At 68.7% G+C, this 11381-nt stretch carries 6 protein-coding genes; all 6 read right to left on the bottom strand.

What is annotated here, in order from left to right:
- Positions 1 to 18 precede the first annotated feature (18 nt).
- Complete coding sequence (locus J7462_RS26210; RefSeq protein WP_219467849.1) at positions 19 to 852, bottom strand: HNH endonuclease; 834 nt, start codon at positions 850 to 852, stop codon at positions 19 to 21.
- Positions 852 to 2405, bottom strand: coding sequence for an AAA family ATPase (locus tag J7462_RS33445; RefSeq protein WP_219467845.1), 1554 nt, complete (start codon positions 2403 to 2405; stop codon positions 852 to 854). The genes J7462_RS26210 and J7462_RS33445 overlap by 1 nt, the downstream gene beginning before the upstream one ends.
- Before the next feature lie 719 nt (positions 2406 to 3124).
- Positions 3125 to 4273, bottom strand: a complete 1149-nt coding sequence (locus J7462_RS26200) for a TIGR02679 domain-containing protein (protein ID WP_219467842.1) — start codon at positions 4271 to 4273, stop codon at positions 3125 to 3127.
- Positions 4270 to 8589 (bottom strand): TIGR02680 family protein, encoded by a 4320-nt coding sequence (locus J7462_RS26195; protein WP_219467839.1) that lies wholly within the window; start codon positions 8587 to 8589, stop codon positions 4270 to 4272. Before J7462_RS26195 ends, J7462_RS26200 begins: the two co-directional genes overlap by 4 nt.
- Positions 8589 to 9779 (bottom strand): TIGR02678 family protein, encoded by a 1191-nt coding sequence (locus tag J7462_RS26190; protein WP_219467836.1) that lies wholly within the window; start codon positions 9777 to 9779, stop codon positions 8589 to 8591. Before J7462_RS26190 ends, J7462_RS26195 begins: the two co-directional genes overlap by 1 nt.
- Complete coding sequence (locus J7462_RS26185) at positions 9776 to 11332, bottom strand: DUF2397 domain-containing protein (protein ID WP_308291037.1); 1557 nt, start codon at positions 11330 to 11332, stop codon at positions 9776 to 9778. Before J7462_RS26185 ends, J7462_RS26190 begins: the two co-directional genes overlap by 4 nt.
- Positions 11333 to 11381: the final 49 nt, after the last annotated feature.

Here is an 11381-nt window from a genome sequence, read left to right as displayed (position 1 = left end):
TTTCAAGGGCTGGACCGGTCAGCCGTTCGCGAGATATCCCGGGTCGGCGGCCAGTGCCTCATACATAGCGCTCTGCCAGCAGTTCAATGAATACTCGGCCCGGCTCTCCGCCCGGTCGCGCACCTCGTCGGCGACGGCTTCCGGGCCAGCCGCCTCCCGCAGTCTGGAGATCTGCGAGCGTATGCCGGCGAGTTCCTGGGCCGCCAGAACGCCATACAACGTCGCCAGCTGGAACTGCTCGAAGTGGTACCTGATGCGGGCCTGCATCGTCGGGCCGAACGCGGCGACCGGGTCGGCGTAGAACCGCACGGTGGTCTCCTCCCCGTGTTCCACCTGGGCGAAAAGCCACCGTGCCTGATTGGCGTCGTCGAAGTAGGGGTGCAGCGTCTGCGTCTCGCTGCTGACCGGGGAGGCGCTGTTCTTGCGGTGATTGCAATCGGAGCAGGCGGGGATGAGATTGTCGGGTACGACCGCAAGGAGTGGATAGGACGATTTCGGCAGCTGATGGTCGAGCGTCGAGACGCGGCCATGCCCGCACAGCGGGCAGCGCTGGTGTACCGCCGCATCCATCAGATGGTCGTAGAAGTAGCGGCCAGACTTGTTCCGCACCATCCCGGTGGCATAGGCCATCTTGAGCGCGGCCTGGTCGTCCTCGTCTTTCGGCCACTTCTTGAAGAGGCCGAGAGTGTGCAGCTCGGCCCGGGAAGCGGCGTTGGCGAAAGTCCAGGCGGCGTGATCGACGTGGGTGTCCAGTACGGACAGCCGCCTGCGGATCTCCGGATCGCGGATGGATGTGGCACACATGATGAAGACGTGCCTGGCGTCGAACGACGGGCGCGGAACCGTCCACATCACACTTCTCCGCCTCGATCGCGGATCGCGATCAGGGTCCGCGCGATGGTCTTTGCCTCGCTGCCCAACTGCCCGTGGAAATGGTCGAGGACACCCTGGTAGCCCAGGTCGGCGCGGACCGCCTCGCGGATCAGCCGGTGATAACCGGAGTCGGTTACCTCCAGTGCGAAGACCTCGTGCGTCAGCGTGCCGACATTCTCACCGAACGTCTCCATGGCTGGCCGCTCGGGCGTAACGACCGTGTCGTGCCGTCGGATCATCCAGACGCAGGAGGCGGGTACCTCCTGTAGCACCACGGGCGAGTGGGTGGCGACGACGGCGACACCGTTGCGGTCGACCAGCAGGTCGGACAGGGCTCGCATCATCGCCGCGAGGAGCGGCGGATGCAGGTGTGACTCGGGCTCGTCGACCAGTACGAGGGTCCGTTCACTGACTTTCTCCACCAGGCTGGTGATGGTCAGCAGGACGATCGCGTGTCCTGAGCTGAGGCCTTTGAAGAGCTTCTTGGCCATCTCCCTGCGCGAGTCCGCGTCCGCCGCGCGGAATCGCGGCATCCAGGTGTCGTCTTCGAGGAACCCGGATCCGGAATATCGCAGGGTGGAGACGGCATTCGTCCAGCGGTCGGCGGCACGCCCGGTCAGGCAGGCCTCGAGACTCTCCGCGAATCGGGCCGCCAGCTCGTCACGCTGGAGTGGTCTGGCCGCCGTCTCACTGTCGGTGTCGGTGTCGTCCGGCTTGTCGATCGGCTCGTGGGCACCGACGTGCGTGTAGGGGATGAGCCGGTCGGCCTCGGGAATCGCGACGAAACGATCGAACACGCTAAAGGAGACAGCGACAACGCCGAGGAAACCCGATGGGCCCTGCTGGTCGCGATGGACGACCGAGCCGACGTCCGCCTCACGTGCGCGACGGTCACAGACGGCACGGACCAAGTTGCGGAGCAAGTGCGACTTTCCGACGTTGTTCCGGCCGATGAGAACGTGCACGTTGGTCGGTGGCCGGCGATTGATGACGATCGCGAAGTCGAGACCGCGCGACCACGAGATCTCATCCCACGGCCGGACAGCGGGGCGATATTCGAACTGGTACGGGGTGATCCGAGCACCCCCGTGCGCGATGCCTCGGAACTGGCCCCGTACCACCTCAAGGGGAATGTTCCGCAGCAGCGACGTCTTGGTGACCTGCTCAGACTGGGCCCGTTCCAGCAGGCCGGAGTCGTACGCCAAGTCCCGCAGGGCCGTGAGCACCTCGACCCGGACGCCGAGATGCTCCAGCTTCTCGTAATACGTGTCGTCCTGGCCGAGGGAGAAAAAGCCTTCGCCGAGGCTATCGAACTGACGCGCCAGCAGCTCCGGCATCTTCTCCTCGGTGCGAAGACCGAACCGCCCGATCTTGACATGGCCGATCTCGTGGCGCTCGCCCGCCCTGTCGAAGATGATCAGCTGGAATTGCGTGACGAAGTGGTAGTCGTTCCACCAGTCGATAACCAGGAGCGCCTCACCCGGAGTGGCGATCTGGTGCCTGGACCCGGGGTCTACTAGGGAAAACCTCACTGAGGGCCTCCGATGACCCGGTTGCGCCACCGGGTGATGGTGATCTTCGCGGACGAGCTGACGGCTTCGACCGTACGCTACGGATCAGAAGGCTAGAGGTTCGAGTCCCTTCGGGCGCACAAGATCAAAGAACGCCTGGCTTGCGGAAACGCGGTCGGGCGTTTCTTGTCGATCGTCCCACCTGGACAGTGGGTGTCGCGTGGGTGTCATCCCGGTGTCGTCACTGTCTGTGACTGACTTCGTGATGTGGTCGGCTTGACCTGGTGTTTTGTGGTGGGGCTATCACTTCGAAGGCCGCTCCTTCATCGGCTGGCACCGCCACGTCACCTTGGCCACCGCCGCACACCTGTTCATCACCGAACTGCGCCTGGACCTAAAAGCGGCTGCGCCGGCCTGGCCCTCTACACGGTCATCCGCGAGCTGCAGAGGCTCCTCGGGACCTGGACCGGCGCCTGCCTCACCTGCCACCAACCCGTGAAACCCTTACACCGCAGCAAACGCCACCGAACCTAACAAAGCACTACTAACTGGTTGAACGCCTTTCCCCGCTCGGACCGACTGATGCCACCGACCAGCCCACCAGGTTGGCGTACCGATGGATCAGATGGAGCTTGGGAGCCGCTTCGCTCAGGCCCATCCCCCGATTATCCGGCGGTGGCCGCCACTCCTCCGCGCGCCGCAACAGCAGCGTGGCCCTATACCCTGAGCTGGGTACCGGATCAAGTACCTGCCTGCGGTGTAGGGGTGAGGTCGGCCAGCAGGTCCGGCAGCCTCGATTCCTCGTAGACGCCGTCAGCTGCAGCCAGCCATTCGACCGCGCCGGGCAGGCGCAGAAGTTCGGTGAGGAACTGCTGCCCTGCGGTGTCGCGGTCACAGGTCATCAGCAGACGGACCCCGGCGGCGGCCAGACCCTCCAGTAGCAGCCATGCCGCGATCGACGGGCGCCCGTACACGCAGATCAGCGGCAGAGCGTGGGGGCCTAGCCGTGCCGCTGCGGTTTCGACCACGACCGGGTTCTCGCACACCCGGACGGTGTGAAGGCCGGGTCCGGGTTCCCACGCGCGGCGCAGCGACCGGGCGGTCAGCCAGACTGGTTCACCGGTCGCGGCGGCTGCGGCGGTGATTGCCGCTGCGGCGGCGGAGCCGGCCAGAGGGAGGTTGAGGACGAGGACAGTCGCCGAGACTTCGTCGCAGCTGACGCCCACGCTCGCCCACAGCTGGCGCCAAGCATCGGCGCTCAACGCGGTACCGGCCGCGGCCGCGGCGGTGCCGAGGTCCGTGGTGTGTGCAGCGGCGAGCAGACGAGCGGCGAGCCGGCCGATGTCGGCGTCGCGATCGAGATGGTGCGGATTGCCGAAAAGCGAGTTCGCGAGTTCCGGCAACGGGCGATCCGCGGCGGGCAGGTGCGGCCAGAGCGTGGCTAGAGCCTGGGCGCGGCTGTCGGCCAGATCGGGGTTGGTGTGCTCGAGCCAGCGTCGGGTGCGCGCGAGCGCGACCGCATGCTCCGGGATGCCCGCACTGGTCAGGACGGCGTAGGCGTTGTCGAGATGGTCGCGGGCGGCTTGCCGAGCAAGTTCGCGCTTGGCGAGCCGGTCGTCGAGTGGACCGCCGAGCCGGACGAGGAGGTCTTCCAGGGTGTCGTCCAGGCCGTGCAGGGCTTTGCGTAGCCGGCCGAGGGTGACCGGAGCTCTGGAGGCTTCCCAGGCCATACCGAGGATCCGTCCAACCTGGTCGCGTTCAGCCACGTTGAGGGTGACCCGGAGGGTGACGCCGGGTCCGGTCTTGCCGTTCTCCAGTAACTCTCGGGCGGCGGTAAGGATTTTCGCCGGGCCGGAAAGAGCAGCCCAGCGGTCCGCAGCCGCGCTCACCGCATCTCCTGGCTGCCGGTGGCCGTAGCTTCGGCGGTGAGCGTGGAGAGTAGGTCCGGTCCGTCCTGTTCGGCTGGTCGCGGGGTGGCCAGCAGCGGCGCGGCGGTGTCGGCGACCGGCACGATCTGCAGGGTGTTCCCGGCCCACAGCATCAGGGACAAGTCGACGCCGGGCAGCGGCGCCGGTGCCCGCGTGATGGTCCAGATCGCGGCGGCGGGGACCTGGGCCGCGGCGACGAGGGCACCGGGGCCGGCGAGCAGGAAGTCGAGGTCGAAGTCGCACAGCATCCGCAGCATGATCGCCCGGTTGTTGGTGTCGACGCCTTCGAACGCTTCGTCGAGCCACAGTGGGCGGGGTCCGGCCGGGTTGTCGGAGTACAGGGCGACGAGGGTGGCCAGCAATGGCTGCATCAGAGTGACGACCTTGCCACCGCCGGAGTCGACCGCGTGGACCTGTTTCGTCAGCGGTTTCCATTTTGGATCAGGAGCGGTCCCGACCCGAAACTCACAGACGACGTCGAACCAGTCTCGATAGTCGAGCAGGGTGGCGAGCCGGTCGGTCCAGTCGTCGACGCCGGGCAGGCCGGATTCCTGAACCTGCTGGAGCCGTTCGATGAGGAAGGCCTGCAGTTGCTCCTGGGCGGCGTCGGATTCGAAGCTGCCGGACTCCAGAGCGCGCAGGATCTTGTAGCCGGCCTGCTGTTCGTTGCGGGGGTGCCGGCGCAGCCGCAGCGTGGTTCGGTTTGCTCCGGTCGGGTGCCGTTCGAGGACGTCGTTGACGGTGCTCAGCAGGCTCAGGACACGCTTGAGCCGGTCGCGCAAATGGTTGATGAAAGTCGATGACAGAATCTGCGCGTACATCTGGTGCAACTTCTCGTCGTGAGTGGCGGACAGCTTCGCAATCTGGTCGTCGAGGTGCGCGATCGCCGCGGCCGGGGTGAGTTGCTTGCCGGAGGCCTCCACCACCATGGTGATCTCCGGTAGCGGCCGGGCGTCGTCGGCCTCGGCGGCATGCACGGCGCGGCCGCCTTTGGCTTCGAGGCTGGTCTGCAGCTCGGTGTAAGGACCAGCGAACAGTCGGGCGGTCACCTGCCGGACCCGGTCCTCGCGTCCGGTACGCGTCGCCGGCCAGCTCGCTGGTCGCAGATCGGCGACTGCGCTACGGGCCTGATGTAACGCGTCGTCGATGGTGCGCCCGCACGGCTCGGGCAGTTTGCGGGCTGTGGCGAGCCCCACGTCGACCGGAATCCACCAGTTAACGGCGGCGGTGGCGCGATCCTGTTCGGCGGTGGTCTGCTCCCGGCGGCGTTGTTCCCAGTCACTCTGCGCGGTCGCGGCGACCCCGGCTAGGGCGAGACCTTCGCGGTGGGAGTCGGCGATCGCCAATTTGAGCGCGTCGGCCTCACTATCGAGTTCGGTGGCCCGGTCGAACAACTCCTGGTCGCCGCGCCCGACAGCCTTCTCCGCTTCGATGGCCCGCTCGTCGAGCAATGCCGCCTCGGCCGCTGCGGTCCGTTTCGCCTCGACACCGGCGTCGAGCTGGGCTTTGGACTCGGTGGTCTTCGATTCCGCTTCGGCGCTAGCCTGCTCGGCGGTGTCGCGGCCCTGGACGGCGAGCCGGAGCTGGCCGGTCGCGGCTGCGGCATCGTCGAGTGCTGCGGTGACGGCGTCGAGGTGCTCGTCGGAGTTCGGCAACCGGTGTTCGAGTGCATGGGTGGTCGCGTCTGCAGTTGCGGTTTCCCACACCTGGCGGGCGGCGTCGGCTTTGCCGGCCAGGGTCATGTGCTTGCGTTGGGCGGTGTCACGTTCGCGGTTGGCGGCCGTCAACGCCAATGCGGCGGCGACCGTGTCGCTGTCTGACGGTGCATGCTCTGCCGAGGCCCTCAGCGCGGCGATCTCATCGATCAGGGTGTCCGCGGCCTGGTTCGCGTCATCGGCTCGGGCGCGGTGCTGCTCGGCCAGCTCGCGCAGCTCGGTGATCCGGCGTTGCCGGGCGGCCGCGCGGGCGGCGGCCCCGATCAGCTCGGCGCCGTGTTCGGCCGGACCTGCTTGTCCGGCGGCGGTCGGGGTCTGCCAGCGGCCGTCGACGGCGACCGCGACAGCGTTGCCGTGCGGCTGTCCGGCCGGGGTGAACCCGATCCCGTCGAGGATTGCCATGATTGTCGCGGTCAGCGGGCCGCTGTCGGCGGCCGGGGCGAGCACCATCGACAGCGCCGGCCCAGTCGCTGCAGGCAGGCTCGTGGCGACCACGTCCGTGCCGTCGCGGCCAGCGGTGTACACGCCGTCGACGGTGACCCATGCGTCGAGCAGGCCTGCGGCGGTCAAGGCGGCCTCAACCTGGTCCAGCACGCCCCGCTCGACCCCGTCGGCTGGGTCGACCAGCCGCCACAGTGGCGCCCCGGCCGTAGAAGGAAACGGTGGCCGCGGGCGGCGGGTCCAGCCGGCCGGAGCTGGCGGGACCGGGTCGCCATGCATCGCCAGCTCGTTGGCTTCCCGGTCAGCGGCCGTCGCTGCGGACTGCTGCTGTTCGGCTTCGGTACGTAGCTGTGCGACTCGGGTGGTCCGTGGGTCGACGGCCGGGTTGAGCCAGTCCCGCATGAGCATCTGCTGCAGCACCTGACGAGGGCTGGCGGCGATCGACTCGGTCGTGACCTGCTCGAGCCAGCGCTGCCGAAGGGCCTGCTCGGGTGCGGGTCCGGAAAGTGAGGCCGCCCACCGTTCCATGTCATCGGACAGCTGCTGTACCGCGTCGCTGAGCCTGCCGGCGGCGGACTCCGCATCGGCGTTACGAGTGTTGAGGTCCGCTTCTGCGGCGCTCGCCAGGTCGTCGGCTGTGCGGTACTTCGCAGCCAGCCTGGTCGTCTCTCGCAGCAGGTTCCGCAGGGTGGCCACCGCAATCCTGCGAGCGGCAACGGCCGCGTCCAACCGGGCAGTATCCGCGTCGACGGCCCACTGGGCCGCCAGGTCCCCGAGCATCGCCGTGCCGGCGGCGGTGACGGTGGCGGCCACCGCCGCCTGGTAGCCGGTGCGGGCAGCCTCGAGGTCCGCTTGCGCCTTGGTCTGCTTGACCAGCGTCTGCTCGTACAGGCTGCGCAACGTGGCCAGAGCCGCCTTGGCGTCAGCAGCGCGGGTGGCGGCTTGGTTGGCCGCGCGGCGGGCGAACGTCGAGGCTTCGGCCCGGCCGGTCGCGCTCTTGTACGCCGCAGACTCCAGCAGCTGCTGATGCGCTCCGCGATTGCGCTCGGCGGCGTCGGTGAGCTGCTGGGTCTTGGTCGATTCAGCGTGGAGAGCCTGCCGGGCCTGATCCAGCGTCGCGGCGCCAACTTCCACGGCCGCCGACGTCGCGCTCAGCGCGGCGTCGGCTTCGACCAGGGCGTCGGCGTGCTGGCGGAGCACGGCATCCGCCCACGGCCGCCACGCCTTGGTGACGTAGTCCACGATCGCGGACCGGGCCTCCTCGGCGTCGGTGCGGTCGGCACCGACCTGCTCGACCTGCTGCCAGCCAGAGGCGAGCCCTTCGATCTCGTCGCGGGCCAGCGGTGGTAATGCCGAGCGGATCTGGTTGGTGAACCAGTCCGGATTCAGTTTCTGCCCTAGATGCGGGGTCCGCAGGGTCTTGAGCAGCTCGAGCACGGTCGCGTACCGGTCTTCATCGGTGAACCCGAACAGTGCGGTGGTCAGCTTGCGCCGGTAGTGCGTACCGGTGGGAAAGACCTGGACTCCGCCGATGCCGTCGAAGTGTTTCGGTTCGGTGACCGCCTGCCCGCTCACCAGGTCGAGGCCAGCGCGGACCCGGGCGGTGCCGTGGCAGATCATCCAGGTGCGGGTCAGCTGCGACACGCCCCGTTTGGCTTGCGCGTACAGCAGCGTGGTGAAGAACTCCGGGGTGCCTTCGTCACGGATCCGGCCGTACTCGACCCAGGCCCAGCCGCGATGCGCGGTCGCGGAGTCGTCGCGGCGGTCCTGGTCGTTGCCGGACGGCTCGACGTAGTACCGGAAGTCTTTGCCGGAGTCACCGAAGGTGTCGATGTTCTGCCGTTCGAGGTTGCCGGCGAGCATGATCAGCGTCGTCAACGTCATCAGCGTCGACTTGCCGGACTGGTTCGCGCCAACGAACTGGGCGCGACCGTCAGCGAACACGTACTCGGCGACGTCGAACTCCCACAAACCGATGACCCCGGCCCGCAGGATCTGCCACCGGCTGCGGACCGGATCCGGCAGCCGGCCGTGCGCTACGGCGTCGCGCCATCCGGCGAGCTGGGCGTCGGACAGGTGCGGGCCCGGTGACGGTACGGCTGGGCCGGCGAGGGCGGTCATCAGGCAATCTCCACAATAGTCAGGTCAGCGGCAGACAAAGTGCGGCCGGTGGTTTCGGGATAGAGAACGTCCGGGTCGCGGTAGCGGGCGGCGGGCGGCAGGAGCACCCAGCCGCCGTCACCGGTGACCCGCAGCAGGCCGAGCTCGGTCAGAACCCGCTGCGCGTCATCGAGGACGACCTGTGGGTCGGCTTTTTGCCGGTCGTTCATGTACGCACCCCGTGACCGGATCAGGTCGTCGATCAGCTCGTCGACCAGGACCCGGGTCAGGTGGACCGTGCCGTCGTCGTGGCGGACGCCGTCGCGGCCGGCCTGGTCGGCGGCGAGCAGCGCGACCCAGTCCGCGGCTTTCGCCCGCGGCCAATCGGCGACCGTCGGCGGGCGGCCGTCGCCGTCGTAGAGGACCAGCAGGATCCCTTCCTGTCGGGCCTCGATCGCACCGCCGGTCATGTGCGCCAGATAGCCGGCGTATCGGGACCGGTGTCGGCGCAGCGTGTCCGCGTCGGAGGTATCGAGGTCGGCGTAGAGCACTGCCGGGGTTTCGACCAGGGCCCGCAGTAGCCGGATCGTGCGGGTCGCGTCCGCGTCCGCCGGCTCCGGCTGCAACGCGGCGGCGAGGACGTCCGGGCTAGTCATCAGTAGAAGCGCGTCCCGGTCGACTTCGTAGCCGGCGCCAGGGCCGGACCCGTCCTCAGTCCATTCCTCCAACATCTTCTCGTCGCTGGTCCGCCGGTTCAGCACACCCCAGCGGGCCAGCAACGCCGCCGCGTCCCGCAATTGCCGGCGCTCGGACTTGATGTCCGGGTCGTAGGGCGACACCTGCACGCCGGGCGCGGCGCACACGTCACGGACCATGTCGGACAACCGTTGCAGGGTGACCGTCCCGGAAACCTCCTCGCAGCACGCCGCGATCAGGCACATCAGCGCCAGCAGCCGCCGAGACGGGGCGTCCGACGGCCGGGGCGGAACGGTCGCCGCTCCGCCGACCGGTACCCGGATCAGTCGGGCCGCCTGACCGACCCGCTGGATCCGGTACCCGAGCCGGCGCGCGGCCTCCGACAGCGGCTGCTGATGGCGAACCACCAGCCGGAACAACTCCCGGTTCGTGGCAGGGGTGATCATCGGCTGGGCGAGCAGGCCGACGAACGCGTGCTGCGCAGCGACCTGCTGCGCCGACGTTCTGGCGCTCATCCGATGCTCCCGGTCGTGGTGGCGGAGATGTGCAAGATCAGATCCGGGTGCACGAGCCGCCCCGCTGGTGTGTGGATCACCGCGTCTACGCCACCGGGAACCGGTTCGGTCCGCAACGACCAGCGGCCGTCCCCGGTTGTCGCCGTCCGCGTCCCGGACGCCGCTGATCTGCCCCGCAGCGTCGCGGTCAGGAACTGCAGCAGCAGCGTGGTCTCCGCCTCCGAGATCGGCGGCCAGTCCGACAACCGCATCCCCGAGCGGGCCATGACCGCCGCCTCGGTCTGCGCCGCCAAGGACTGCTGCGCAACCGCGTTCGCCCGCGCGATTCTCCGGTTGCCGGCGTTGTCGGCCAGCCGCGCCGGCGCCCCGGTCGTGCCGCGCGGGCCCTGCTTACGCAGCCGGGCTTCGACCGGCACCGTGTCGGATTCCCACCATGACGACGCGGACGGGTTACCGGCCGGTGCCGGTGCCACCCCTGGCAGGTGCCGGGCCGCGTACAGACCGGTCGCGTTGCACCACACCTGCCAACCTGCCTCGTCACCGCCAGCGGCCTCGACCCGGGCCGCCAAAGCGAGCAGCTCGGCACGCCGCGACATGTGCCCACCGACCGCGGCCAGAGTCCGCTGCCCACGCAACAGCGGACCGATCGTGTCGCGCATCTGCCGCCGCAGCCGCCGGGCCTGACAGTCCGGGCCATCGAACCAGGAGCGCAACGTCTCCAAGGTCGACCGGTACGTCCCGACCAGGTCCACAATCGCCAGATCGTCGGCGTTCGGTCCGAGCATGCGGGCCGCGACCGCCCGCCACACCCCATCCGAGACCGCACCCAGTTCGTTCACCCGGCTTGTGATCGTCTCCGAATGCACATCGACGCCGGCACCCCACATGTCGACATACCGGCGCAGGGTTTCCTGCACCACCATGATCTTGTCGAGGGTCGGGGTGCCAGCCAGCGCGGACGCCAGCCGAGCCTGCCACCCGGCCGCGGCCCGCGCCATCGACTGGTGGGTATTCAAGATGATCGACCAGGCGTTCGCCGCCTCGCTCGGATCCGGTTCGGCGAGATCACGCAGCTGCGTCAGGTTCGCGGTCAACACGCCAGGTGCCAGCGTGGCCGCGGCCGCCGTTGCGGCGTCCTGCCCGAGACTCGTTACCGCTTGATGCAGCTGCGCGGCGACTTCGGTCAGCTGGTACCGGTCCAAGTTTCGGATGAAGTCCGCGTCCCGCAGCGCTCGGTCCTGGAACCGGTCGACGACACCCCACCGCTCCAGGCCTGTCATCCGCGCCGGCAGGTCGAACCCGGCTTCGTCGACCAAGCCGGGGTCCGCACCCGAGGCGACCAAGTGCGCCCGTATGAGGTCGGGAAGATCCGCGGCGGCGACACCGGTCAGAGTGTGCTGCTGCTGCGCGAGCAACACGTCGACAATCGCCCGGTACTGGGCGGCATACCTGCCCGGCGTCAGATAGCTGGCCTGCAGTAGGCCGCCAGGCATCCCGCCCAACTGCCAGGCATCCGCGCTGGCGACATCCTCCTCCGGACCCGTTCGCCGCACCCGCGAACTCCTCTCAGCGCTGGACCATTTCCGTCTGCCCGAGCGCTTC

The sequence above is a fragment of the Micromonospora sp. RL09-050-HVF-A genome, from assembly GCF_019374995.1.
GTDB classification, from domain to species: Bacteria; Actinomycetota; Actinomycetes; order Mycobacteriales; family Micromonosporaceae; genus Micromonospora; species Micromonospora antibiotica.
Note: the sequence above shows the minus strand (reverse complement) of the source record. Positions and strands in the feature narration are given on the sequence as shown.

Bases quoted from the DNA above. Each gene is read 5' to 3' on its own strand.
- J7462_RS26210 (WP_219467849.1), bottom strand. From the start codon at position 852: ATGTGGACGGTTCCGCGCCCGTCGTTCGACGCCAGGCACGTCTTCATC.
- J7462_RS26195 (WP_219467839.1), bottom strand. From the start codon at position 8,589: ATGACCGCCCTCGCCGGCCCAGCCGTACCGTCACCGGGCCCGCACCTG.
- J7462_RS26190 (WP_219467836.1), bottom strand. From the start codon at position 9,779: ATGAGCGCCAGAACGTCGGCGCAGCAGGTCGCTGCGCAGCACGCGTTC.